Here is a 24,968-nt window from a genome sequence, read left to right as displayed (position 1 = left end):
TAGCTTTTTTAAAGAAAATGTATCGAGAACCTTAGTATTAGAAAGCTTCTCGATACAATTTTTAATAATAAAGCTATAGCATTATGATTAAAAATCACTCGAACTGACGTTAACTTAATGACATTGCACGAGCGATAGCGAACTGACGAAGTAAATAGCTTCTAAAAAAATCTGCTAAATGTAAAAAAACAGAATAAATAAAAGCTGTTAAACTTAGATTAAGAAAATAAAAAAGCATCTTTTTGGTAAGCAAAAACTGTATTTTTGTAGTACTGAACAGATGCCTTTGCATTTCTAAAAAACGACACTCATGACAAACTTAAAAAATAAAAATGCCCTGATTACAGGAGCCGGTAAAGGAATTGGAAAAGCTATTGCAATTGCCCTGGCAAAAGAGGGTGTAAACGTAATTTTACTGTCAAGAACACAGTTAGACGTTGAACAATTAGCAGTAAAAATTGAAAACTTCGGAGTTAAGTCATTAGCACTAACTGCAGATGTTGCAGACATTAATTCCGTAAATACAGCAGTAGAAAAAGCTTTAGCAGAATTTAAAACCATTGATATTTTAATCAATAATGCAGGAATTGCTTCTTTTGGAAAATTTCTGGAATTAGAACCTGCCGAATGGGAGAAAATTATTCAGGTGAACTTAATGGGAACTTATTACACCACCCGTGCTGTTCTGCCTAACATGATTGAAAGACAAACAGGTGACATCATTAATATTTCGTCAACAGCCGGATTAAACGGAAATGCCTTAACGAGTGCCTATAGTGCCTCTAAATTTGCCGTTCTTGGTTTAACAGACTCTCTGATGCAGGAACTTAGAAAACACAATATTCGAGTTACTGCTTTAACACCAAGTACGGTTGCTACTGATATGGCAAAAGATTTAAACCTTACTGATGGCAATCCCGAAAAAGTAATGCAGTCAGAAGATCTTGCAGAACTTATAATTGCACAACTCAAGCTAAACCGAAGGGTATTTATCAAAAACAGCAGCATCTGGTCCACTAATCCTTAAACACAATATCACAATATTTGAAATCACAAATTCCAATTATGTATTTTGGTATTTGGAATTTCACTATTGAAATTTTTAAATGAATTCTAATGGAGCAATATTTAAGACAATTGGTTTCAATTGCATTTACAGATAAAAAAGAAATCTTTACCGGTTTTTTAATTGATTACTCAGATGACTGGATTTTACTTAAAAACAATCCAGTCGATTTTATACTTGATGGTTTTGTGATATTAAAAAACAAAAATATCGAAGCAATCGAAAGAGATGAAGAACTGGCTTTCAACGAAAAGGTGATCCGACTGAAAGGTTTAAAAACAAACGCCGAAGACATTATTCCGATTAAGGATCTTAGTACAATTCTGAATTACATCAGCAACAAATATGGTATTTTTCAGATTGTAAAAAAATCTCCTAAATCGGTTTATTTAGGCAAACTTATTGAAGTGAACGAAGAAATACTGACAATTGACTTCCTTGATATCAGAGGTTCCTTTGGCGGTGAACTCAGTTTTAACCCTGAAAAAATAAGAGTTATTGAATTTGATTCAGATTATATCAATTCGTTAAAATTGGTTTCGGAAGAAAACAACAAATAGGAATTCATATAAAACAATAAAGCCCTTCAAAAAAATGAAAGGGCTTTAATATTTTTTGTCAATGCAGCTATCTTTAAAACTATACTTCTGCCATTTTGTTTAAAAACTCCAGACGAACGCTTCCGTCTTCATCAATTTTAGTTAAATTAATTTCATGCAAAGTATTAACCAATTCCGGATTCCACGGTGTTTTTACTTTTACATAGTTTTCTGTAAAACCATGAATATAGCCTTCTTTATTTTCACCTTCAAACAAAACAGTTCTGTTGGTTCCTAACTGGCTTTCATAAAAAGCACGGCGTTTTTTAACAGATAAGCCCCGGAGCATTTTACTTCGTTTTGCTCTTATATTAGCAGGAACAATACCCGGCATATCAGCAGCTTCGGTATTATCTCTTTCAGAATAAGTAAAAACGTGTAAGTACGAAATATCCATTTCACTCAGAAAATGATATGTTTCTAAGAAATGTTCGTCTGTTTCGCCCGGAAAACCCACAATAACATCAACACCAATACAGGCATGCGGCATTACTTCACGAATTTTATTTACACGGTCTGTATAAACTTCACGCAAATAGCGGCGTTTCATTAATTTCAAAATATCGTTACTTCCGGATTGCAAAGGAATATGAAAATGCGGTACAAAAGTGCGGCTTTTTGAAACGAACTCAATTGTTTCATTTTTCAGTAAATTAGGCTCGATTGATGAAATTCGTAAACGCTCGATTCCTTCCACTTTATCCAAAGCCTGCACTAAGTCTAAGAAAGTGTGCTCGTGTTTTTTGTTCCCGAACTCCCCTTTTCCGTAATCCCCTATATTTACTCCTGTTAAAACGATTTCTTTAATGTCCTGAGCAGAAATTTCTTTGGCATTTTTTAAAACATTTTCCAGAGCGTCACTTCTTGAAATTCCGCGGGCTAACGGAATTGTACAATAGGTACATTTATAATCACAGCCATCCTGAACCTTCAAAAAAGCGCGGGTTCTGTCACCAATTGAATAACTGCCAACATAAAAATCAGCTTCAGCAATTTCACATGAATGAACCTCACCCATATCGTTTTTGCTCAGGTCATGAATATAATCGGTAATTTTAAATTTTTCAGTTGCTCCCAGAACTAAATCGACACCATCTACCGCTGCTAATTCCTCCGGTTTCAATTGGGCATAACATCCTACAGCAGCAACAAAAGCCTTATCATTAAGTTTCATTGCTTTTTTTACTACCTGCTTAAATTGCTTGTCGGCATTTTCTGTTACAGAACAGGTATTAATAACATATATATCTGCAACTTCTTCAAAATCTACTCTGTCAAAACCTTCATCATTAAAATTTCTGGCAATTGTTGATGTTTCTGAAAAATTCAGTTTGCATCCAAGCGTATAAAAAGCAACTTTTTTTCTATTTTCCATAGGAATACACTACGTTTTAAGTAGTAAGATTATTATATTTACATCTTCAATTGAAGGGTTTGCAAATTTACACACAAATTTCTTTAAAAGAAAATCAATAATAGATTATAAATCAACATGTTGAATCAGACAAGTATTTATTTATCTAAATTAAGAGACAGAATAAAAATTAGTTACGTTCAAACGGATGCTATTTCCGAAGTCAGGATTAAAGATGGAGGAAATTAAAAATTGAAAGAAAAAATCGACAAAAAGCAAATAAATCCGACTAAATACACAAAATTAATTATAAAATTAAAAATTTCTTACATTTTTCTTTGCTGAAGTAAATTTTAAACTTAAATTCACACCAAAGAAATTTGACAAAAGAAAATTAAAAACTTAATATAATTTTATTGCATATAAAGCGTTTTAAAATTTCAAATTGAAAACAATGGGAAAGCCGAAAACCAAATTAGAGTAGGCAAATTTTAAACTTATAAAACTATATGAAAGCATTTTTCCCCACAATCTGCTTAATGTTCTTAACTATTTTTAGTGCACAGGCACAAACAAACACCCCTGCTGCAAATTTAAATCCGTTTCCAACAATCAGCACACTTACTACGTGGGCCAGTTTTAACTCTCAACAAAAATTTGACATTGCAATTCGTGCTGTCGGATTTAAATTTGAAGTAAAAGAACCGGGAGATGGATCTACTGCTTATACTTATATCAGAAAAGTGGTTGTCAATGAAGTTAATTATACTGACAGAATCGTTTACAGAATTACCAATACCAATTCGGCAAGTATTATTTCGCTTGTTACTGCCTCTACTGATTTGGTAAGTTTATACACTCCGCAATTGGCAACATTCAAAAATAACAACTGTAAAACTGAAATGTCTAAAGACAAAAACACAACCTGCAGCTGTTATGAAAGCGAGAATTTTGCGATCGATCTTTGTGATGAGCGCGTAAAATTAACTATGGGTGACGGAAATAAATATTTTGTTTCTGTAGCGAAAAAATAATTCAGGGAATTTATAAAATATAAATCCGAAATTTAAAGATTAAATTTCGGATTTTTTTATTGCTTAAAATTGCTATAATCAGACCAATATATAACGCTGAACAACTTCAGCAACACCATCATCATTATTTGATGCCACAATTACATTTGCCTTATCACGCAACTCCGGAGTTACATTATCAACCCAAACCCCTAAACCGGCATATTCAATCATAGTGAGATCATTTCCAGCATTTCCGACAGCAATAATTTCGCTTTGATGGATGTTTAATTTCTCTGCCAATATTTTTATACTTGCTGCTTTATCAATTCCGAATTGTGCTGCTTCCAGGAAGAATGGTTTTGACATAGCAACACTCAGGTGTGGCATTGCAGTCTTTAGGTCTTTCTCAACTTCTTTCAAATACGAAGGCTCTTCCAGCAAAATACATTTTACAGCCGGCTTTGTAACTGCTGCTTTAAAATCAGAAACTTTGTTATGTGGCAATCCGGTAATGTCTTTTTCTATTTCAATATACTCAGAATCGGTTTCACTTACAATCTCACCGTTGAGATAGGTGATAATATGCGTTTTCATTTTTATACTGTAATCGTATAATTCATGAATTTGTTCGGGTGTTAAACATTGTTCAAATAAGATAAGATCGTCTTTCACCGTACTGATTACAGCCCCATTAAACGAAATAATATAGGAGTCGTTTAAATCTAACTCCAATTCTTTAGCGAAAGCTGTCATCGCAGATGTTGGACGTCCGGAAGCCAAAACCACATAAACGCCTTTTGCCTGCGCTTCAAGAAGTACTTTTTTATTTAAGTCCGAAATTTTATGATCATCTGTCAACAAGGTATCATCCATGTCGAGTACTAACATTTTGTATTGCATTTTTTCTTAGTTCTTAGTCCTTAGTCCCCAGTCTTATTTTGCACTTAGTTGCTGAGGACTAAGAACCAGGGACTAAAAAACTATTTAAATACTCATTCTAAATTCCTCGATAACCGGATTTGCCTTTGCAAAATCGGTTTCCTCAATAAAAATTTCAACAGCTAAATCGGTTTGCCCAAATCCGGCTAATCTTGCGGATTGGATATTGTCTTTTTTTACCGTTTCTACACCAGCTGCTTCTAATCTTTCCTGCAAAGCAATTGCTAATACTTCGCTTCCTGAAAACGCTTTCATTAATCCCATGACATTTTATTTTTATTATTATTTTTTATTCTTTATTGTAAAATTATTTTTAGCTGATTTTGAAAATTATCATTCTCATTTACACCCACATGACCCTGATTTTTCAAAGGATAAAAATTGGCTTTTGATTTTAAAATGTTCTTTAGCCGAACAGAATTATCAAAAGAAATTAATTGATCGTCTGTTCCGTGAAAAATATAAACCGGCGCTTTTACTTTTGGTAAATATCTAAAAGTTTCTAAGTGAAATTTCTTCATGAAATCAGGAAAAAACGGAACTCTACTGCCTGATAATTCTGCAAAACTATAATAAGGAGATTGCAGAATTAAGGCTTTTGATTTGTTTTCTGAAGCTAAAATTGCAGCTAAACCTGAGCCGATGGAATAACCTGTAATGATAATTTTATCTTCTGAATATCTTTGCTTCATTGCTTTATAAACCGTTGCGACATCCTTATTTAATTGATCTTCATTTAGTATCTCGCCTTCACTTTTTCCAAAACTCCGGTAATCCAAAATAAAAATATCATATCCTAATGAAGTATAAATTTTAGAAATATTTCCCCAGGTTTCAAGTGTACCGGCATTTCCATGAAGATAAAAAACCAAACCTTTAGAATGCTCCGCCTTAAATAATAATCCATGAAGATTTACACCGTCAAAAGACTTAATATTTAACTCTTCAAATTCACTCTTATATTCAAACTGATACTCTTTAGGAAGAGCAGCATTTTGAAAAATCATTCCTGTCTGATTAAAATATATGTAAGAAACAATAATTAAATAAATTACAACGAAAAAAGCCAAAAGTACAATCATTAAAAATTTAAGTGTTTTTATTATTTCCATAGATATCGTAAATCTCTATTCTTCTTCTATTTGATCCTCTTCTTCATCTAGTTCCTCTTCCCCTTCCTCATCCATATCGAAGAAATAAGGCTCCAACAGCATTTTATCAGCCAGGATTTCGATCCGTTCTGTCAGGTTTTCAGTAAAAATTAAACGTTGTGTTTTAGCAATACTGTTTGAAATACGCATAATCTTAGTTTCGTGACGCAATTTCAAAATAGGATCTGCATCATCCAGAATAAACATTCTTAAACGATTTACATTATATCCCGCAGTCGAAAACATATCACTCAGTTTCGTTGGAGTTCCTATTAAAACATCGATTCCGGTAGAAACATAGTTTTTATCGTAATCCATGTCTCCTTTATCATGAACACCATACACTTCAAGATTGGTATATTTTCCGTATTTCGCGAAAAGTTCTTCCATTGCCAAAACCTTTTCTTTATCTTCAACAATGATGAGAGCACGTGGTGATTCTTCGGCTTTTCCTGCCAATTGCTGAATCACATTTAAAACTATTGTAGTTGTTTTTCCACTTCCTTTTGGAGAAACAATAATGGCATCAGCTCCGCTTTTAATTGTAGAAAAAGTTTCCATCTGCAAGGCATTTGCTTCTGTCAAACCATTTTCAATTAAACCATCCTGTAACTTTTCGTTTATTTTTTTTAGTTTCATCTTTTTGAGCTTTAAGCGCGAAGCATTTACTTGCTTGCAAACATTTTCACATCCGTTTCAGAAATTTCGTTGCTACCTAAAATAATCAGTCTTTCAACTACATTTCGAAGTTCACGAATATTGCCTGTCCAGTCGTATTCCTGTAATAATTTTATGGCTTGTGCTGAAAATACCTTCACAGCGTTTCCTTGTTCCGAAGCAATTTTTTCTGCAAAATGCGAAATCAGGGCCGGAATATCATCACGTCTTTCATTAAGTGGCGGCACTTTTATTAAAATTACTGCCAGACGATGGTATAAATCTTCACGAAAACGGCCCTCTGCAATTTCTGTTTTCAAGTCTTTATTAGTTGCGGCAACAACACGAACATCAACTTTAATGTCTTTATCTGCACCAACCCTTGTAATCATACTTTCTTGTAATGCGCGCAAAACTTTGGCCTGAGCCGAAAGACTCATGTCTCCAATCTCATCCAGAAAAATGGTTCCTTTATCTGCTGCTTCAAACTTTCCGGCACGATCTTTTACTGCCGATGTAAACGCACCTTTTACGTGTCCGAACAATTCACTTTCGATCAATTCACTTGGAATAGCTGCACAATTTACTTCAATTAAAGGAAAACCAGAGCGCTCACTTTTTTCATGTAACTGATGCGCTACCAATTCTTTACCCGTTCCGTTTGGCCCGGTAATTAAAACTCTTGCTTCTGTTGGAGCTACTTTATCAATCATAACTTTTATATGATTAATAGACTCGCTGTCTCCAATCATTTCGTAGTTTTTGCTGACTTTTTTCTTCAGAATTTTATTTTCAGCTACTAATTGTTTTTTATCGAGGGCATTCCGAACAGTATTCAGCAAACGGTTCAAATCCGGCGGCTTCGAGATATAATCAAAAGCCCCCAAACGCATCGTCTGTATCGCAGTTTCCATATCACCGTGACCGGAAATCATGACCATAGGAATTTCTGGTTTTATCTTTTTTACTTCTTCCAAAACCTCAACACCGTCCATTTTTGGCATTTTGATATCGCACAAAACCAAATCGTAGTCGTTGTTTTTTATTTTTTCAAGTCCGGCAACACCATCTTCAGCTTCATCCACCTGATACGAATCATTTTCTTCTGATAAAATTTTCACCAAAACTCTTCTGATTGCCGCTTCGTCTTCTATAATTAGTATCCTACTCATTTTATTTTTAGGTTCTAAGATTCTAAGTTACTAAGGTTCTGAGTTTTTTTTATAAGATACTAAAAAAACTTAGCATCTCAGCACCTTAGAACCTTAGCATCTTTAAAATTAATATTTTAGCCATTTATACAATTCTTTCCATGTTGGTTTTTTGCCATACATTAAAATACCTACACGGTAGATTTTTGCAGCGAACCATACAACAAGGAAAAATGTAGCAAACAATAATAATACCGAAATTGCTATTTGCCACCAGGGCACACCAAACGGAATACGCATTAACATAACAATTGGCGAAGTAAGCGGAATCATTGAAAAAATTACCGCAACAGTTCCGTGAGGATCATTTACAACTGTGAAAAATCCAATATAAACGCTCAAAATAAGCGGCATGATGATGGGCAACAAAAATTGCTGTGAATCAGTCTGATTATCTACTGCTGCTCCAATGGCTGCATAAAATGAACTATACAGAAAATAACCTCCAATAAAATATACTATAAAACCAATTATAATGCCGGCAATAGGTAAATTCCATAATTCTGTTATATACATTTGAGCTGTGCCTGAAAGTTCATGCTGTGCAGATTGCATTAATTCAGGTGGTATTTTAGCTGTTGGTCCCACATTTACACCAAAAAAACCCGAAGCTGCAAACATCAGTCCCAATCCAATGATAGCCCATATCGTAAATTGTAATAATCCCGCAAGTGAAGTCCCTACAATTTTCCCGATCATCAACTGAAATGGTTTTACAGATGAAATGATAATTTCAATAATTCGGTTTGTCTTTTCTTCGATTACGCTTCGCATTACCATGTTTCCATAGATGATGATAAACATCATAATCAGATAACCAAAAGCACCTCCAATCGCAATTTTAATTTCGTTCAAACCTTTCAGACTTTCTTCACCTGACGATTTAGCCAAATGAATATTAATATTTGCCTGTGCTTTTTGAATGGCCAAGGTATCCAGTTGGGCTTTTTCCAAATTCAGTTTTGTGATTTTTGAGGCAATAATATCTTGTGTATTTTCAATAAAATTGATACTTGGACTGTTGTTGGAAATATATTCTGTTTTATTTTCTAAATCTTCTTTTGGAATTACGATCAGACCATCCAGATTTTCCTTTACAATACTGTCTTTTAAAAATTTTACATCAATATTAGATAAATCCAGATAGTGGAATTCTGAGTCTTTTTTATTTTGTTTTACGAAATCACCTGCAAATAGACCTGTCTCATCATGGATCCCAATTTGTTTTGTTTCCGCCTTCATTGAACTCAGATAACCAATAAAACCGGCAACTGCTACAAATAATAACGGACTCAAAAAAGTCATAACAACAAAAGACTTATTACGGACTTTTGCGATAAATTCTCTTTTTATAATTAATGAAATTATACTCATTTTTTTAGATTAATTAGATTTTCAGACTTTCTTAGACGTTTTAGACTTATAGATTATATTTTGACCTCTTAAATTTACTCTAGAAATCTAAGTAGTCTAACGATCAAATACCTAGGAAGTTACTGTCTGAATAAAAATATCATTGACACTCGGGATTTTCTCTACAAAATGCGTTACCTGACCACGCTGTGTCAGAACATGCAATAATTCATTCGGAGAAGCATTTCCAATCTGGATATTTAATTTCAAATCTTCATTTAAAGATTTAAAATTAGCAGGTGAAACGGTAAATTTCTGAGTAATATCATACATCAGGCCTTCCACATTATTGGTCAGGATTCCAACTTCAAAACTATTGGTTCTAAACTGGCGTTTTACATCAGCAACTTTCCCTTCAATCAATTTATTTGATTTGTGTATTAAAGCAATATTTTCACAAAGTTCTTCAACGCTTTCCATTCTGTGCGTTGAAAAAATAATGGTTGAACCTTGTTCTTTCAATGCCAGGATTTCATCTTTAATAACATTTGCATTTACCGGATCAAATCCTGAGAACGGCTCATCTAAAATCAGCAATTTTGGTTTATGCAAAACACAAACTACAAACTGGATTTTCTGCGCCATTCCTTTAGAAAGTTCCTGGATTTTTTTGTTCCACCAGCCCTGAATTCCTAATCGGTCGAACCAATAATCAAGTTGTTTTTTGGCTTCATCCTTAGAGAGACCTTTCATTTGTGCGAGATACAAGCACTGTTCGCCAACTTTCATTGAACTGTACAGCCCTCTTTCTTCCGGAAGATAGCCAATCGTCTGCACATGTTTTGGCTGCAATCTTTCGCCATCCAAAATTACTTCGCCACTATCCGGCAATGTAATTTGATTGATGATTCGAATAAGGGAAGTTTTTCCGGCTCCATTTGGGCCTAATAATCCGTAAATACTGCCTTTGGGCACATTTAATGAAACTTCGTTAAGCGCGACATAGTCACCGTATTTTTTTACGACTTTATGTACTTCGAGTAAGTTGCTCATGCGGTTTTTAGATTTTCTGCGTCAATTTGACTATTGTGGCTTTGCGTCTGTAAAAGTAAATAATTCAGGATGAATCTGCGAACTATTAAGTAAAAAACCCATTCCGCCTTTACGAAATGGGTTTACTATATAAACATTGTAAAAAGTTCAGATTACGAAAACATATCTTTCACTTTTTCAAAAAATGATTTCTCTGATTTTTCAGGATTAGGAACAAAATGTTCATTATTTAAAGCATTTTCAAAGAACTGTTTTTGTTCTTTGTTCAGGGTTTTTGGCGTCCATACGTTTACATGAACTAATAAATCTCCATTACCGTAGCCGTTTAAGCTTGGGATACCCTTTCCTTTTAATCTTAAGATTTTCCCGGACTGGATTCCTTCTTCCAGTTTAATACGAACTTTTCCGTTGATTGCCTCAATATCTTTTGAAACTCCCAAAACTGCTTCAGGAAAACTGATATATAAATCGTAATGAACGTTTTCGCCTTCACGTTTTAAGAATTCGTGCTCAACTTCTTCAATTGCAACAATTAAATCTCCTGGAATGCTGTTTCCGGGAGCATCGTTTCCTTTGTTTGAAACTTTCAGCTGCATTCCGTCGGTTACACCTGCAGGAATTTTGATGGATACTGTTTCGTCTTCCTGAACCATTCCCTGAGCATCCGCTTCAGAAGGTCTTTTATCAAGAATCTGTCCGGAACCACCACATGTAGGACAAGTAGATGCAGATTGCATTCTGCCTAATATAGTGTTCGTTACACGCATCACCTGACCTTGCCCGTTACAAGTCGAGCAGGTTTTGTAAGTTACACCTTTTGCCTGAACCTTACGTTTTACTTTTACTTTCTTCTCAACTCCATTTGCGATTTCTTCTAAAGTCAGTTTCACTTTAATTCGAAGATTGCTTCCTTTCGCACGACGAGGACCACCGCCTCCGCCTCCGAAACCGCCAAATCCACCTCCAAAAATATCACCAAACTGGCTGAAAATATCATCCATATTCATACCGCCGTGACCACCTCCAAATCCGCCGGAACCATCAAATGCCTGATGCCCGTATTGGTCATACTTCGCTTTTTTCTGAGGATCACTCAAAACTTCATAAGCTTCTGCCGCAAGTTTAAAGTTTTCTTCTGCCTCTTTGTCACCCGGGTTTTTATCGGGATGATACTTTAAAGCACTTTTTCGATATGCTTTTTTAATTTCGGCAGCATCAGCATTTTTTGAAATGCCCAGTATTTCGTAAAAATCTTTTTTCATAATTCAGGTTAAATTCCAATACTACAAATTCCAATTTAAAAACTAATTTTTAGAATCTTCTTTGTATTTTTAGTTTCCTACAACAACTTTAGGGAAACGAATGATTTTGTCTCCTAATTTGTATCCTTTTTCAATAACATCAACAATTTTTCCTTTTAGTTTATCAGATGGCGCAGGGATTTGGGTAATTGCCTCTGCAGTATCTGCATTAAAGGCGTCTCCAGCCTGAATTTCAACCTGCTCTAATCCTTTTCCAACTAAAGTACTTTTTAGTTTTTCATGAATCAGTTCTACACCCTTTTTAAGGTTCTCATCTTCAGATTTGTTGATTTCTACAGCAGCTCTGTCAAAATCATCCAAAACAGGCAGCATCGCCAGTAAAACTTCCTGATTGGCAGTTTTGAACAGATCAATACGTTCTTTTGAAGTTCTTTTTTTGTAATTTTCAAATTCAGCAAATAATCTCAAAAACTTATCTTTTTCTTTAGCCAAGTCCTGAGCTAACTGCTCCTCAACACTTAATTCTTCAACAATTAATTGCTCTCCATTAGCGTTATTCTCTATCGTTGCATCATCTAATTCCTGATCGAATTCTGTATTTTCCGTAGTCATGTTACTTTTATTTTTAAAAATATTTTTAAACTTCATTTTTTATTTCTTTCTGTTGGATTGCAAAAGTACTGCCAAATCTTCTAAAATGTCAAATTGTCATTTTTGAAAACTTATAACTTTTTAAATCTATAATTTTTTTAAAGAAAAATTTAGTATAATTTTAAGACTATTACGTTTTCGTTTGTTGTATATTTGAGCCTGAAACCAAATCAAAATCACAACCTATCAAAGTTTGAATTTAAGGGTTAGCCTCGGCTTATATAAATTATTAATTCAAGTTTACCTTATATTAAAAAAAGCTTCGCCTGATTGACGAAGCTTTTTTTTTATCTTTAACTCTCTAAAAGTCTTTAGTAAATAGTAACTTTCTATTATTTGATTTTTTTTTGCACGGGCGGAGGGATTCGAACCCCCATCAACGGTTTTGGAGACCGCTATTCTACCCTTGAACTACGCCCGTAACTTAAGGTCGGCAAAATAAAAGTATTTTTTCTTCTCCGGCAACTATTTTACACAGAGATTTAAAAAGAAAAAACTTTAAATCTGACAATACCAGACAAAAACCTTTAGTACAGTCTTTTAAGCTAGCAAGGCATTTTTCAATCCTTCAAAATCAACAGAAACCTGCTCACCTGTCACTAAATTTTTAAGTGCATACAAATTCGAAGCGATTTCCTGATCTCCTGCAATTACTGCAAACGGAATCAGACGTTTGTCTGCATATTGAAATTGTTTCCCTACTTTTACATTATCAGGATACAACTCTACTTTTATATTTTCTTTTCTCAATTTCTGAATCGCCTGAGAAGCATATAAAGCCTCAGCATTTCCATAATTAATAAACAAGGCTTTTGAAGTTGCTGCAACCGTTTCAGGGAATAATTTTAATTCTTCCAAAACGAGATAAATCCGGTCTAATCCAAAAGAAATCCCAACCCCGCTCATGTTTTTCAAACCGAAAATACCGGTCAGATCGTCGTATCTTCCGCCGCCGCCTATGGAACCTATAGAAACTGTTTTTGGGGCTGCTACTTCAAAAATAGCACCTGTGTAATAATTTAATCCACGTGCCAAAGTCACATCTAAATCTAAAATCGCGGTCGAAAGACCTAAAACTGCAACATTGTCGCAGATAAATTTAAGTTCTTCAACTCCTTTCATTCCTTCTTCAGATGAAGTTAACAATTCTGAAAGCTGCGCAATTTTATCTGCAAAAGTTCCTGAAAAACTGAACAGGGGCTGTACCTTTGTCAATGCTTCCTCAGAAATTCCTTTTTCAATCATTTCTTTTTTTACCCCATCTTCACCAATTTTATCAAGCTTATCTAAAGCAACTGTAAAATCGATTAACTTATCAGAAGCGCCAATTACCTCAGCAATCCCGGATAAAATTTTTCTGTTGTTAATTTTAATCGTTACACCTTCTAATCCTAAAGAAGTAAAAACGGTATCGTATAATTGTACCAACTCTACTTCCTGCCATAATGACTTTGAACCTACAACATCGGCATCACATTGAAAGAATTCTCTAAAACGGCCTTTCTGTGGTTTATCAGCTCTCCAAACTGGCTGAATCTGATATCTTTTAAAAGGAAAAACAATATCATTTTGATTTTGGACAACATATCTAGCAAATGGAACCGTCAAATCATATCGTAAAGCTTTTTCTGATATAAAACTTGTAATTTTTTTACTCTCCAGTCTATGAAAATAAATCCCTAAAACCCTATAAACTCTTCTATCAACAAAATCTTTAATTATTTCATTTTTTAATACATCACAACTTTCACAGTCAACTAACGCATTATAAATTTTTCGATTTAATACTTTACTCTCTTTAAAAGTTTTTATTTCATCCAAAATCATTTCTCTAAAATCATCACTATAAAAATTTTGTATTTTATTTTCAGACTTTAAAACATTAATTTTATTTATCAATTCATCAATGTAATCTTCTGAAATAAACTCATTCAAAACATCTTCATAAGCTTTATCAAGGGTATCTTCATATACCTTAAAAAGTTTTTCTTCATTTATTTCATTATCAAATTTTGATCTTATATCATTTAGAAAATCATTTTTTTTGTTTTCGTTAATTTTATCTGATAATATGGTTACAGCAGAATTGAAAATTCCTTTAAGGAAACTAGTAATTACTATCTTATGTTCACCAAAATAATCTCCTGAATTTAATATTTTAAAAATCAGACGATCTCCTTCTTCTCCATATTTTCCCATTAAGGTATCTGAATTTTCAAACGAAGGAGTTTCTATCGGATGAAAGCCAAATTTCTCAAAATTTGTTTTTATTGTCTGAATAATATATTGTCGTTTTGACACCTCTGCAGGCGAAAAATCTCTTGTTCCTTTTGGAATACTTGGTTTTGAAGCCATCTTTTTTATTTTAGATTTCTGATTTAGATTTTAGATTTCTTTGAAACTAAAATACAAAACCTTTAAAATGAATTTTTTATATATTTTTTGATTGTTGATTTTTCACACTTCGCCTTTAAGGCTTTATGACTTTCCAACTTTCGACTTAATTTAAAATCGCCTGCAAATATCTTACTTTTTAAAATAAATAATACAGCTTCGAAAACAAACTTGTAACAAAAACCGTATTTTCGTGACAAATTGGTCATGATGCTAAAATTATTTAAAGAAAATATCCGAATTGCTTTTGGTTCCATCAAAACACAATTGCTGCGAACCATACTTACTGTATTGATTATCGCTATCGGAATTACAGCTTTAGTTGGAATTTTGACTGTTGTAACAGCACTTGAAAACACTGTTTCTACCAATTTTGCATCCATGGGAGCGAATACTTTCAATATCAATCAGTACGAAAACACCGTTAAAAACCGTGGCGGAAATGAACGTGAAATCGTAAACCCGATTATTTCATATCCCGAAGCGGTTGCCTTCAAAAACAAATACAAATACCCTTTTACGGAAACTTCACTTTCGTTTACCGCGACTTCAAAAGCCGAAGTCAAATATTTAGACCAAAAAACAGATCCGGAAATCACTATCGTTGGCGTTGATGAACATTTCATAGGAAACTCAGGTTTAGAAATCAATTTGGGCCGAAGCTTTAATCAGTTTGATATTGACAACAATACGTATTCCTGTGTTGTAGGTTCCGATTTCGAAAAAGGCTTACTAAAGGATGTCAATCCAATAGATAAAATTATTTCAATAAGAGGTGCGCGTTTTAAAGTTATTGGCGTTTTAAAAGAAAAAGGATCAACTTTTGGAAACAGTCAGGATTTACGTGTTCTGATTCCGATTCAGGTAGCACGCTCTTTATTCACAGCTCCAAACATCAATTATACTATAAGCGTTATGGTTTCGAAAAAAGAACTTTTAGATGAAGCCGTTGACAATGCCACCAGCAGCATGCGTAGGGTCCGTAAACTAAGTCCTGTTCGTGATAATAATTTTGGTATTGGACGAAGTGACGATTTAATCAACAGAATCTTAGGAATTACACAATATTTAGGCTGGGCAGCATGGATCATAAGCATTATTACTATTTTAGGTTCCTCAATTGCTTTAATGAATATTATGATAGTTTCGGTTACCGAACGTACTCGCGAAATAGGTGTCCGCAAAGCTTTGGGAGCAACAAAAGCCACTATTTCTGTACAGTTTTTTATCGAAACTTTATTGATTGGACAAATTGGCGGTTTAGTCGGAATCGTATTAGGAATTCTGGTTGGCGCCGGATTTGCAGGAATAATGAATTTTGCATTTGTAATTCCGTGGATGGCGATTTTTGCCGCATTCGGAACCAGCTTTGCTGTTGCTATAGTTTCCGGTTTATATCCCGCAATTAAAGCTTCTAAATTAGACCCTATCGAGGCCTTGCGTTATGAGTAAATCTATAGAATTCCAGATTTTCTCTTTAAAATTTTCGCACACAGTTTGTCATTCCGTAGGAATCTCATTCTTATTTGATTAAAAACTAATGATTGAATACACAGAAGGAATCTATACTTTTTATGTTTACATTCTAACCAATAAAAACAGAACCGTTTTATATACAGGCGTGACCAATAATTTAAAATTGCGCTTATATCAACATAAGAGCAAACTAAATCCCAATAGTTTTACTGCAAAATACAACTCACACTTTTTAATTTATTTTGAAAAGTTTAGCTGGATTCAATAAGCAATTGAAAGAGAAAAAGAAATCAAAAATATTTCAAGAGAAAAAAAAACTTAATTTAATAAAAGAAATAAACCCAAATTTAGAATTTTGGAATTCCCATTTTGAATAATAGATTCCTACGGAATGACAGACTGAGCGTAAATCCTTTTACAGAATCACATATAATTAAATTTCCCCCTTCATCATACGATCATTATCATAAATATCTTTTCGTAATTCAATGTTTTTAAAATTCATTTTCTCCAGTAATTCAGTCATTTCCTTTCCTAAATACTGATTGATTTCAAAATACAATTGTCCTTTCTGCAAAAGGTTTTTCTGAGCTAATTCAGCAATTTTTCTATAAAAAACCAACGCATTATTATCATCTACAAAAAGTGCCAGGTGAGGTTCATAATCCAAAACATTCTTCCTAATTTCCTGCTTTTCTAAATGGCGGACATAGGGCGGATTTGAAACAATTATATCAAAATTAGATTTCAGCATTTCTAATTCTAACACACTCTTAAGTATAAAAGTTATTTTTACATTGTTATATCCTGCATTTCTTTTTGCCATTTCGATAGCTTTCTTCGAAACGTCCATAGCATAAACTTCTGCATTTGGCAGATTTTTTGCCAGCGAAATCGCAATGCAGCCGCTTCCGGTTCCGATATCCAGAATTTTTAACTTTTTAGTTTTGTCAGTGATCTTATTTTCATTAATTATCCACTCGACTAATTCTTCGGTTTCAGGTCTCGGAATCAAAACATTTTCATTTACTTCAAAATCCAAACCGTAAAAACTCGTTTTTCCCAGCAAATACTGAATCGGAACTTCTTTCTTTAAATCATTTAAAAAAGCATCCCAGACTGCTAAATCAGCGTAAGAAAAGGCTAATTCGTGATTTAGTGCCAGATCTATTTTCCTGAGTTTATGTTTATTTTCCAATATCAGATAAAAAAAACTCTCTGCTTCATATGCATCATACCATGAAGAAAGTTCTTTGATAAATTGAGTTCTGTATTGTTTGATTTTCATTTGGGATTTTAAGCTTTTTTTTTGGTAAATTTAACTGCATTCTACAAATAAGTATTGTAAAATAAAATTTGTTACTATTGTATTTTACAATATTTTCAACATCCAGACCGGACAGGAATTGTGCCCTGTACATCCCAATGGAGCATCTAAATATACAAACCCAGATTTTTTGTATAATTTTTGGGCTGCATGCATAAAAGGCATTGTTTCTATATAACATTTTTCAAAACCAAAGCTTTTTGCCTGCTCTAAACACTTTTCCATCATTTTACTTCCAATACCCAATCCGCGCGTTTTTGGCAAAAAATACATCTTTTGCAATTCGCAAATGTTCGAATCGCTATTTTCTAAAGGTGCAATTCCGCAACAACCAGCAATTTCATCTTCACTTTCGACCACAAAATAAATTGACCGGGGCTTATTATATTCTTCAAACATAAAATCCAAATACGGATCTTCATAAGCTGTTCCTGTTTTCGGAATTTTCATTTCGTCAAAAACCGACCTTATTAATTGGGCAACCGCCTGATTGTCTTCTTTTTTAATTTCTCTGATAGTCCAGTTTTCCATTTTTAAAATTCATTATGCCTTCCACAAAAATAAACATACTTTTTCTATTGTGTCACAACTCAGCTATTAACATTCGATTCAAACTCAAAAATGACTACTTTTGCAGTGTGAATAAACATGAACAATACATAAAACGCTGCATTGAACTGGCCCAAAATGGCTTTGGAACCACTTATCCAAATCCAATGGTAGGAAGCGTCATTGTTTACGAAAACAAAATTATTGGTGAAGGCTGGCACAAAAAAGCCGGAGAACCTCACGCTGAAGTCAATGCAATTCGGTCTGTAAAAGACCAATCGCTATTAAAAAACGCTACCATTTATGTGAGTTTAGAACCTTGCAGCCATTTTGGAAAAACACCTCCCTGCTGTGATTTAATTATTGAACATAAAATACCGAACGTAGTTGTAGGCACTGTTGATCCAAACGAAAAAGTTGCGGGAAAGGGAATAAAAAAAATAATAGAATCCGGTTCTAATGTAACTGTTGGTGTTTTAGAAAATGAATGTTACGAACTCAATAAGCGATTTTTTACTTTTCACAACAAAAAGCGGCCTTACATCATCTTAAAATGGGCTAAAACTCAGGATGGTTTTCTGGCACCCGAAAAACAATCTGATGAGGAACGCCATCCTGTCTGGATAACTAATCCTTACTCCAGACAATTGGTTCATAAATGGAGAAGTGAAGAACAGGCAATCTTAGTGGGTACACAAACTGTAATTGATGATAATCCAAAATTAAACACCAGAGACTGGTCAGGAAACAATCCTTTGAGAATAATTTTGGACCAAAACAACCGAATTCCAAAAGACAGCTTTATTTTTGACAACAGCACTAAAACCCTGGTTTTCACCAAATCTGAAACCAATCTTTCAACAGAAAACACTACCTTTATAGTAATAGATTTTAATCAAACTATTATACCGCAAATTTTGGCTGTTTTGTATCAAAATCAGATCCAGTCGGTTATTATAGAAGGCGGTTCAAAAACTTTACAGGCTTTCATCGACCAGGATATTTGGGATGAAGCTCGTATTTTTACAGGAAAGACCACTTTTGACAAAGGAATAGAAGCCCCGGTTATCCAAAAGAAAAATACAACCAAAACTTACATTCAGAACGACGAATTAATATACGTTAGAAATCATGATTGATACAATAATTTTTGACTTTGGAGACATTTTTATCAATTTAAATAAAGAAGCCACTATTTCAGGATTACAGAAGTTAGGAATGACCGAATGGAATTCAGAATTTGACCGGTTGAATCTGCTGTTTGAAACCGGAGATATTTCGCATGATGATTTTTTAGCAGGTTTTCAGGAACAGCTCCCAAATGCTACAATTGAAGAAATTCTGGAAGCCTGGAATGCCGTTCTGGCAGATTTCCCTTTATACAGATTAGAATTCCTGCAAATGCTTTCAAAAAAATATCGCTTATTTCTATTAAGCAACACCGATTCAATTCACATTGAAACTTTCGAAAACAAAAGCGGCATATCATTTTACAGGGATTTTTATCAATGTTTTGAAAAAGTGTATTTTTCATTTGAAATAGGAAAAAGAAAACCAAATCCGGAAGCTTACCAGTATATTATCAACAAACACGAATTATCACCAAAACGAACTTTGTTTATTGATGACAAAAAGGAAAATACAGATGCCGCTGCCGCCTTAGGCCTTCATGTATGGAATTTACAAGTCGGCAAGGAAGATGTTGTGGATTTATTTGAAAAACAAATACTTTAGAATTCACTTTTGGAATACAACGACACGTATCAAACCATAGCTTTTGAATCTGAAGAAGTGCTTTTTAAGGAAAAAGGAAGCAAATTCTTCGGCTATGCTTTTCCCATTGAAAATGAAGACGGGGTGAAACCTATTATTGAAAGCTTAAAAAAGCTGCATCCGCATGCCGTACATTATTGTTATGCGTACCAAATTGGTACTGCTCCCAAAATTTCTTATCGGGCAAATGATGACGGAGAACCTAACAACACAGCCGGAGCACCAATTTACGGACAAATACAATCTTTCGGTTTAACCAACGTTCTGGTAGTTGTCGTTCGAATTTTTGGAGGAATAAAATTAGGTGTTGGCGGATTAATAGCTGCTTATAAAACTACAGCGCAAATGACACTTGAAGCTTCAGAAATTATCGAAAAAACTATTGATGTACACTTTTTAATTTCTTTTGATTATAAAAACATGAACAGGGTCATGCGGGTAATTAAGGAGAAAAAGCTTGAAATAAATTCTCAGGAAATGGAAATTGATGAAACTTCCGGTCTTCCAATTGGCAAAATCATTACCAAAACACGAAAAAAAAATGCTGAATCGATATTCAGCACTTTTGATTTAATGTTTGAAATCGATATTAAAATTATGTAAATTGACATAAAAACACATGTCATTTTAACAATTATTCAAGCGTTTTAAATAATTCTAAAATATAATCCGGTGGAGCAGTTGGGCGGCCTGTTTTTAACGAAATAAAAACTAAAATAAACACGGCAGTTGTTAATAACTCATTCTCCTCATTATAGATTGCACAGTCAAATTCAATCTTGACTGAAGACTGACTTTTGAAAGTAGTATGAATTGTCAAAAGCTCATCATACCGAGCGGATTTTTTGTAATTGATCTGCATCGAAACAATAGGTAATCCAATTCCGCTTTCTTCCATGCTTTTATATGAAATCCCTTTATTTCTAAGCCATTCAACACGACCTATCTCAAAATACGGCACATAATTTCCATGATATACGACCCCCATTTGATCCGTTTCAGAGTAACGAACACGTACCTGAGTTTGATGATTTTTCATTATTTATATATTAAAAAAAATTAATTTTCAAAAGCCTCCTTACGACATTATTTTATAAAATTAGAGAGCAAAATATTTTTTTTTACAGAAATTTGTTCACATATTTGTTATCCCGAAATACGGAATAAAATTGCTCCCTTTTGTTAGGAGAATCTTTATCAATAATATAAAAATTTATCTGAATTTATGACTAAAACTGCTCAATCGGTATGGGAAAACTGTTTGTCCTTTATAAAAGACAATATTCAAGATCAGGCATACAAAACCTGGTTTGAACCAATCAAATCAGTTGAGCTAACCGACAATGCGTTATATATTCAGGTTCCAAGTAAATTTTTCTACGAATGGCTCGAAGAACATTACGTAAAATTATTGAAAGTTGCGCTTACCAAAGAACTGGGAAAAAATGCAAAGTTACTCTATAAAATCAAAATGGAGAACACTTATGGAAATAAACAACCGTTTACCGAACAGTTGCCTAGTTCCAATAGAGTTCCAATGAAACCGCAAGAGGTTGATGCACCGTTTAAAAACTTAAATCCTGAACTTAAAAATCCGTTTGTAATTCCCGGAATCAGAAATTTAAAAATTGAGTCTCAGTTAAATGCAAACTACAGTTTTGATAATTTTCTGGAAGGAGATTCAAACCGTCTTGCACGTTCTGCAGGTATGGCAGTTGCCAACAAACCTGGAGGAACCTCATTTAACCCGTTATTGATTTTTGGAGGGGTTGGTTTAGGAAAAACACACCTTGCACATGCTATTGGTGTTGAAGTAAAAGACAAATACCCTGAAAAGACGGTTTTATATATTTCTGCCGAAATTTTCACGCAACAATATATTGATTCTGTAAAAAAGAACAATCGCAATGATTTTATTCACTTTTATCAGTTAATCGACGTTCTAATTATTGACGACGTTCAGTTTTTGTCCGGGAAATCAGGAACTCAGGATGTATTTTTCCATATTTTCAATTACTTACACCAAAACGGAAAACAGGTAATTTTAACTTCAGACAAAGCTCCTGTTGACATGCAGGATATCGAACAGCGTTTATTGTCCCGTTTCAAATGGGGATTGTCTGCAGAACTGCATCAGCCGGATTATGAAACCCGTATTTCGATATTAAAAAATATTTTGTATCGTGACGGTGTCGAAATGCCGGAAGACATTATTGAATACGTTGCCCGTAACATCAAAACTAATGTCAGGGAACTCGAAGGGGCTATTATTTCATTAATTGCTCAGTCTTCTTTCAATAAAAAAGAGGTAACAATTGAGTTAGCTAAAAGCGTTGTAGAGAAATTTGTTAAGAATGTAAAGAGAGAAATCTCTATTGATTATATACAAAAAATCGTGTCTGATTATTTTCAGTTGGATATTGAAACCCTTCAGTCAAAAACAAGAAAAAGACATGTGGTTCAGGCGAGACAATTAGCTATGTTCTTTGCAAAGAAATTCACAAAAGCTTCTTTAGCGAACATTGGTTCTCAAATTGGAGATCGCGATCACGCTACGGTATTACACGCTTGTAAAACTGTTGACAACTTAGTTTCCACAGACAAACAATTCAAAAAATTTGTCGAAGATATCAACAAAAAATTAACGCTATAAACGCGCATCATGCCAGTAAAAATCTTAATGGTTTGTTTGGGAAACATCTGCAGATCACCTTTAGCCGAAGGTATTTTAGCGTCCAAATTGCCAAAAGAAAATTTTATAGTTGATTCTGCAGGAACAGGTTCCTGGCATGTTGGTCATGCGCCTGATAAACGTTCGATTGCTGTTGCTCAAAAAAATGGTTTGTGTATTGATGGCCAAAAAGGAAGACAATTCAAAACTTCTGATTTTGATGAATTTGATTATATCTACGTGATGGATAATTCGAATTACAGAGATATCATACACCTTGCCAAAACCCCTGAACATAAGAGCAAAGTCAAACTGATTTTAAATGAATTATTTCCGGATGAAAATGTTGACGTTCCCGATCCTTATTACGGAGCCGTTAACGGATTTGACAATGTCTATCAAATGCTGGATGAAGTCGCCGAAATAATCGCTAAAAAACTTATCGAAAAACATTCTTAATTACTTTTTCAATTACCTGATATAATCAATAATTGAAAAAGTATTTCATTTTATAATCTATACCAAACATATGAAACTTCCAGGAAAATTATATTTAATCCCAACTACTATGGGCGAAAGTGACCCAATGGATGTTTTACCGCAAACTGTAAAAAGAAGTATTGAACTTATAGATTATTATATTGTTGAAAACGAAAAAACAGCTCGTAAATCCATAAAAGCAGTTTTACCGGAGAAAAAACAATCGGAACTAGTTCTTTTTACACTTAACAAACGAACTGAAACGAGCGAACATTTAGACTTTATAAAGCCTTTATTAGAAGGAAAAAACATGGGTTTAATGAGCGAAGCGGGCTGTCCCGGAGTTGCTGATCCAGGTGCTGCTATCGTAAAACTGGCACATGAAAAAGGGATTCAGGTTGTTCCTCTGGTTGGCCCTTCTTCTATCCTATTAGCTATGATGGCTTCCGGAATGAATGGTCAGAGTTTTACATTTAATGGTTATTTACCCATTGATAAAGACGAAAAAAAATCGGCAATTCGTCATTTTGAGAAATTATCTTATGACAAAAATCAATCACAGTTATTTATAGAAACTCCTTACAGAAACAACAAATTAATTGAAGATCTTTTGCAGATTTTAAGTCCTGCAACTCATCTTTGTATAGCAGCTGATATTACTTTACCAACAGAATTTATTAAAACCATGAAAATTTCTGAGTGGAAAAAATTAAAAATTGATCTTGATAAACGGCCTGCGATTTTTATTATTCATAAAATGTAATGATAAAATTATCTTATCTTGTAACTCATAAGTTTTTTTTCAATCAAACTTTACCATGAGTAAACTCCCAAACGTCACCACAAGCATCTTTACGGTAATGTCAAAAATGGCTGCCGAATATAATGCAATAAATCTTTCTCAGGGATTCCCAAATTTCCCTGTAGATGAAAGACTGACAGACATCATAGCGAGACTGGCAAAGGAAAATGTACACCAATACACACCAATGGCTGGCTATCCGCCATTAATGAATAAGATTGCAAAATTAGTTCTGAGTTCGTATAACAGGATTATAAATCCTGATACAGAACTTCTGGTTACCACTGGAGCAACTCAGGGAATTTTTACAACCATTCTGGCTTTAGTAAAAGAAAACGATGAAGTCATTATTCTGGATCCAAGCTACGATTCTTATGAATCGCCAGTTTTACTTTGCAAAGCCAAACCTGTGCGGGTAGCGCTAAATGATGATTATACTCCAAATTGGGAAACGATAGCAAAAGCCTGTTCTGCAAAAAGCAGAATGATGATTATAAATAATCCGCATAATCCAACAGGTAAAATTCTAACTGAAGCAGACTTTGTTCAACTAAAAAATCTTCTTGAAAAATATCCTGACATAATTATTTTATCCGATGAAGTTTATGAATACATCACTTTCGAGGAAAAACATATCTCAGCACATACCAAAAGCTTTATTTTAGACCGATGTGTCATGGTTTCTTCTTTCGGAAAATCATTTCATATTACCGGATGGAAAATTGGATACACTATTGCTCCCGAGCATTTGATGAAGGAAATCAAAAAAGTACATCAGTTTTTGGTTTTTAGCGTTAACAGCATTTCTCAAGTTGCAATAAGTGAATATTTAGATGTTGCCGATGTTAATTTACTTGGAAAATTCTATCAGGAAAAACGGGATTATTTTCAAAAACTGCTTCAAAACAGCCGATTTGAGCTAAATCCATGCGAAGGGACTTATTTTCAGGTTGTCTCCTATGCTTCAATTTCAAATGACGATGATGTTACTTTCTGTAAAAAACTCATCACAGATCATGGTGTAGCCGCAATTCCAATATCAACCTTCTATTCGGATCATAAAGATCAAAAATTAATACGTTTTTGTTTCGCGAAAGACAACTTCACACTCGAATCAGCAGCAAAAAAAATATGCCTAATATAAAGTTTTTCAAAAATTTATAACAATATTATGCATGCATCCT

Annotated in this window: 25 protein-coding genes, 1 tRNA gene and 1 pseudogene; 12 read left to right on the top strand and 15 right to left on the bottom strand. The window is 33.9% G+C overall.

Going from position 1 to position 24,968, the window contains the following annotated elements; all coding sequences use genetic code 11:
- The first annotated feature begins 310 nt into the window (after positions 1–310).
- Complete coding sequence (locus GXM17_RS19200) at positions 311–1,027, top strand: 3-ketoacyl-ACP reductase (RefSeq protein WP_163401160.1); 717 nt, start codon at positions 311–313, stop codon at positions 1,025–1,027.
- 89 nt (positions 1,028–1,116) lie between these two features.
- A complete protein-coding gene (locus GXM17_RS19195; protein ID WP_163401159.1) occupies positions 1,117–1,626 on the top strand; it encodes a hypothetical protein in 510 nt (169 codons plus the stop codon).
- Between the two features lie 79 nt (positions 1,627–1,705).
- On the opposite strand, the gene mtaB is transcribed toward GXM17_RS19195, so the two are convergent.
- A complete protein-coding gene (mtaB, locus tag GXM17_RS19190; RefSeq protein ID WP_163401158.1) occupies positions 1,706–3,040 on the bottom strand; it encodes a tRNA (N(6)-L-threonylcarbamoyladenosine(37)-C(2))-methylthiotransferase MtaB in 1,335 nt (444 codons plus the stop codon).
- Positions 3,041–3,528: 488 nt separating this feature from the next.
- Between mtaB and GXM17_RS19185 the strand changes: the two genes are divergently transcribed.
- Positions 3,529–4,053 (top strand): hypothetical protein, encoded by a 525-nt coding sequence (locus GXM17_RS19185; RefSeq protein WP_163401157.1) that lies wholly within the window; start codon positions 3,529–3,531, stop codon positions 4,051–4,053.
- 78 nt (positions 4,054–4,131) lie between these two features.
- On the opposite strand, the gene GXM17_RS19180 is transcribed toward GXM17_RS19185, so the two are convergent.
- From GXM17_RS19180 to hisS, 11 genes are all read right to left on the bottom strand, one after another.
- Positions 4,132–4,923, bottom strand: coding sequence for a Cof-type HAD-IIB family hydrolase (locus tag GXM17_RS19180; RefSeq protein WP_244307443.1), 792 nt, complete (start codon positions 4,921–4,923; stop codon positions 4,132–4,134).
- Between the two features lie 96 nt (positions 4,924–5,019).
- Positions 5,020–5,238, bottom strand: a complete 219-nt coding sequence (locus GXM17_RS19175; RefSeq protein WP_163401155.1) for a putative signal transducing protein — start codon at positions 5,236–5,238, stop codon at positions 5,020–5,022.
- Between the two features lie 32 nt (positions 5,239–5,270).
- Positions 5,271–5,981 carry an alpha/beta hydrolase gene (locus GXM17_RS19170; RefSeq protein ID WP_244307442.1) on the bottom strand — a complete coding sequence of 237 codons (711 nt, stop codon included), beginning with the start codon at positions 5,979–5,981 and terminating at the stop codon, positions 5,271–5,273.
- 120 nt (positions 5,982–6,101) lie between these two features.
- On the bottom strand, positions 6,102–6,764 hold the full coding sequence (locus GXM17_RS19165) for a DEAD/DEAH box helicase (protein WP_163401153.1): 663 nt from the start codon (positions 6,762–6,764) through the stop codon (positions 6,102–6,104).
- 26 nt (positions 6,765–6,790) lie between these two features.
- Entirely contained in the window at positions 6,791–7,954 is a 1,164-nt protein-coding gene (locus GXM17_RS19160; RefSeq protein ID WP_163401152.1) for a sigma-54-dependent transcriptional regulator, read from the bottom strand.
- Between the two features lie 108 nt (positions 7,955–8,062).
- Entirely contained in the window at positions 8,063–9,367 is a 1,305-nt protein-coding gene (locus GXM17_RS19155; RefSeq protein WP_163401151.1) for an ABC transporter permease, read from the bottom strand.
- Positions 9,368–9,478: 111 nt separating this feature from the next.
- On the bottom strand, positions 9,479–10,399 hold the full coding sequence (locus GXM17_RS19150; RefSeq protein WP_163401150.1) for an ABC transporter ATP-binding protein: 921 nt from the start codon (positions 10,397–10,399) through the stop codon (positions 9,479–9,481).
- A 152-nt stretch (positions 10,400–10,551) separates the two neighbouring features.
- Entirely contained in the window at positions 10,552–11,661 is a 1,110-nt protein-coding gene (gene dnaJ / locus GXM17_RS19145; protein ID WP_163401149.1) for a molecular chaperone DnaJ, read from the bottom strand.
- A gap of 69 nt (positions 11,662–11,730) precedes the next feature.
- Entirely contained in the window at positions 11,731–12,309 is a 579-nt protein-coding gene (locus GXM17_RS19140) for a nucleotide exchange factor GrpE (RefSeq protein WP_163401148.1), read from the bottom strand.
- Positions 12,310–12,662: 353 nt separating this feature from the next.
- Positions 12,663–12,733, bottom strand: a tRNA-Trp gene (locus GXM17_RS19135).
- Between the two features lie 119 nt (positions 12,734–12,852).
- Positions 12,853–14,139 (bottom strand): histidine--tRNA ligase, encoded by a 1,287-nt coding sequence (hisS, locus tag GXM17_RS19130; protein WP_341872915.1) that lies wholly within the window; start codon positions 14,137–14,139, stop codon positions 12,853–12,855.
- A 774-nt stretch (positions 14,140–14,913) separates the two neighbouring features.
- Here hisS and GXM17_RS19125 point away from each other — a divergent pair.
- A complete protein-coding gene (locus tag GXM17_RS19125) occupies positions 14,914–16,158 on the top strand; it encodes an ABC transporter permease (protein ID WP_163401146.1) in 1,245 nt (414 codons plus the stop codon).
- 88 nt (positions 16,159–16,246) lie between these two features.
- Positions 16,247–16,559 (top strand): annotated as a pseudogene (locus GXM17_RS19120) (GIY-YIG nuclease family protein).
- Between the two features lie 56 nt (positions 16,560–16,615).
- Here GXM17_RS19120 and prmC read toward each other — a convergent pair.
- Positions 16,616–17,470, bottom strand: a complete 855-nt coding sequence (gene prmC / locus GXM17_RS19115; protein ID WP_163401145.1) for a peptide chain release factor N(5)-glutamine methyltransferase — start codon at positions 17,468–17,470, stop codon at positions 16,616–16,618.
- Positions 17,471–17,554: 84 nt separating this feature from the next.
- Complete coding sequence (locus GXM17_RS19110) at positions 17,555–18,040, bottom strand: GNAT family N-acetyltransferase (RefSeq protein ID WP_163401144.1); 486 nt, start codon at positions 18,038–18,040, stop codon at positions 17,555–17,557.
- Between the two features lie 107 nt (positions 18,041–18,147).
- On the opposite strand from GXM17_RS19110, the gene ribD reads away from it, so the two are divergent.
- Genes ribD through GXM17_RS19095 form a run of 3 tightly spaced genes read left to right on the top strand, consistent with a single transcriptional unit; the run spans position 18,148 to position 20,434 of the window.
- Positions 18,148–19,197 carry a bifunctional diaminohydroxyphosphoribosylaminopyrimidine deaminase/5-amino-6-(5-phosphoribosylamino)uracil reductase RibD gene (gene ribD, locus GXM17_RS19105; protein ID WP_163401161.1) on the top strand — a complete coding sequence of 350 codons (1,050 nt, stop codon included), beginning with the start codon at positions 18,148–18,150 and terminating at the stop codon, positions 19,195–19,197.
- Positions 19,190–19,792 (top strand): HAD family hydrolase, encoded by a 603-nt coding sequence (locus GXM17_RS19100; RefSeq protein ID WP_163401143.1) that lies wholly within the window; start codon positions 19,190–19,192, stop codon positions 19,790–19,792. The genes ribD and GXM17_RS19100 overlap by 8 nt, the downstream gene beginning before the upstream one ends.
- Positions 19,793–19,801: 9 nt before the next feature.
- Positions 19,802–20,434, top strand: coding sequence for an IMPACT family protein (locus tag GXM17_RS19095; RefSeq protein ID WP_163401142.1), 633 nt, complete (start codon positions 19,802–19,804; stop codon positions 20,432–20,434).
- Positions 20,435–20,465: 31 nt separating this feature from the next.
- Here the strand turns inward: GXM17_RS19095 and GXM17_RS19090 are convergent, their stop codons facing one another.
- A complete protein-coding gene (locus tag GXM17_RS19090; protein WP_163401141.1) occupies positions 20,466–20,870 on the bottom strand; it encodes an acyl-CoA thioesterase in 405 nt (134 codons plus the stop codon).
- Positions 20,871–21,056: 186 nt separating this feature from the next.
- Between GXM17_RS19090 and dnaA the strand changes: the two genes are divergently transcribed.
- From dnaA to GXM17_RS19070, 4 genes are all read left to right on the top strand, one after another.
- A complete protein-coding gene (gene dnaA / locus GXM17_RS19085) occupies positions 21,057–22,484 on the top strand; it encodes a chromosomal replication initiator protein DnaA (RefSeq protein ID WP_007809948.1) in 1,428 nt (475 codons plus the stop codon).
- A 9-nt stretch (positions 22,485–22,493) separates the two neighbouring features.
- Positions 22,494–22,961, top strand: coding sequence for a low molecular weight protein-tyrosine-phosphatase (locus GXM17_RS19080; RefSeq protein ID WP_163401140.1), 468 nt, complete (start codon positions 22,494–22,496; stop codon positions 22,959–22,961).
- 70 nt (positions 22,962–23,031) lie between these two features.
- Positions 23,032–23,745, top strand: coding sequence for an SAM-dependent methyltransferase (locus tag GXM17_RS19075; RefSeq protein WP_163401139.1), 714 nt, complete (start codon positions 23,032–23,034; stop codon positions 23,743–23,745).
- A 55-nt stretch (positions 23,746–23,800) separates the two neighbouring features.
- Complete coding sequence (locus tag GXM17_RS19070) at positions 23,801–24,928, top strand: methionine aminotransferase (protein ID WP_163401138.1); 1,128 nt, start codon at positions 23,801–23,803, stop codon at positions 24,926–24,928.
- Positions 24,929–24,968: the final 40 nt, after the last annotated feature.

This window comes from Flavobacterium fluviatile, assembly GCF_010645065.1.
Classification (GTDB): domain Bacteria; phylum Bacteroidota; class Bacteroidia; order Flavobacteriales; family Flavobacteriaceae; genus Flavobacterium; species Flavobacterium fluviatile.
This window is presented reverse-complemented; position numbering and strand designations above follow the sequence as displayed.

Bases quoted from the DNA above. Each gene is read 5' to 3' on its own strand.
- GXM17_RS19200 (WP_163401160.1), top strand. From the start codon at position 311: ATGACAAACTTAAAAAATAAAAATGCCCTGATTACAGGAGCCGGTAAA.
- GXM17_RS19195 (WP_163401159.1), top strand. From the start codon at position 1,117: ATGGAGCAATATTTAAGACAATTGGTTTCAATTGCATTTACAGATAAA.
- mtaB (WP_163401158.1), bottom strand. From the start codon at position 3,040: ATGGAAAATAGAAAAAAAGTTGCTTTTTATACGCTTGGATGCAAACTG.
- GXM17_RS19185 (WP_163401157.1), top strand. From the start codon at position 3,529: ATGAAAGCATTTTTCCCCACAATCTGCTTAATGTTCTTAACTATTTTT.
- GXM17_RS19180 (WP_244307443.1), bottom strand. From the start codon at position 4,923: ATGTTAGTACTCGACATGGATGATACCTTGTTGACAGATGATCATAAA.
- GXM17_RS19175 (WP_163401155.1), bottom strand. From the start codon at position 5,238: ATGGGATTAATGAAAGCGTTTTCAGGAAGCGAAGTATTAGCAATTGCT.
- GXM17_RS19170 (WP_244307442.1), bottom strand. From the start codon at position 5,981: ATGATTTTTCAAAATGCTGCTCTTCCTAAAGAGTATCAGTTTGAATAT.
- GXM17_RS19165 (WP_163401153.1), bottom strand. From the start codon at position 6,764: ATGAAACTAAAAAAAATAAACGAAAAGTTACAGGATGGTTTAATTGAA.
- GXM17_RS19160 (WP_163401152.1), bottom strand. From the start codon at position 7,954: ATGAGTAGGATACTAATTATAGAAGACGAAGCGGCAATCAGAAGAGTT.
- GXM17_RS19155 (WP_163401151.1), bottom strand. From the start codon at position 9,367: ATGAGTATAATTTCATTAATTATAAAAAGAGAATTTATCGCAAAAGTC.
- GXM17_RS19150 (WP_163401150.1), bottom strand. From the start codon at position 10,399: ATGAGCAACTTACTCGAAGTACATAAAGTCGTAAAAAAATACGGTGAC.
- dnaJ (WP_163401149.1), bottom strand. From the start codon at position 11,661: ATGAAAAAAGATTTTTACGAAATACTGGGCATTTCAAAAAATGCTGAT.
- GXM17_RS19140 (WP_163401148.1), bottom strand. From the start codon at position 12,309: ATGAAGTTTAAAAATATTTTTAAAAATAAAAGTAACATGACTACGGAA.
- hisS (WP_341872915.1), bottom strand. From the start codon at position 14,139: ATGATTTTGGATGAAATAAAAACTTTTAAAGAGAGTAAAGTATTAAAT.
- GXM17_RS19125 (WP_163401146.1), top strand. From the start codon at position 14,914: ATGATGCTAAAATTATTTAAAGAAAATATCCGAATTGCTTTTGGTTCC.
- prmC (WP_163401145.1), bottom strand. From the start codon at position 17,470: ATGAAAATCAAACAATACAGAACTCAATTTATCAAAGAACTTTCTTCA.
- GXM17_RS19110 (WP_163401144.1), bottom strand. From the start codon at position 18,040: ATGGAAAACTGGACTATCAGAGAAATTAAAAAAGAAGACAATCAGGCG.
- GXM17_RS19100 (WP_163401143.1), top strand. From the start codon at position 19,190: ATGATTGATACAATAATTTTTGACTTTGGAGACATTTTTATCAATTTA.
- GXM17_RS19090 (WP_163401141.1), bottom strand. From the start codon at position 20,870: ATGAAAAATCATCAAACTCAGGTACGTGTTCGTTACTCTGAAACGGAT.
- dnaA (WP_007809948.1), top strand. From the start codon at position 21,057: ATGACTAAAACTGCTCAATCGGTATGGGAAAACTGTTTGTCCTTTATA.
- GXM17_RS19080 (WP_163401140.1), top strand. From the start codon at position 22,494: ATGCCAGTAAAAATCTTAATGGTTTGTTTGGGAAACATCTGCAGATCA.
- GXM17_RS19075 (WP_163401139.1), top strand. From the start codon at position 23,032: ATGAAACTTCCAGGAAAATTATATTTAATCCCAACTACTATGGGCGAA.
- GXM17_RS19070 (WP_163401138.1), top strand. From the start codon at position 23,801: ATGAGTAAACTCCCAAACGTCACCACAAGCATCTTTACGGTAATGTCA.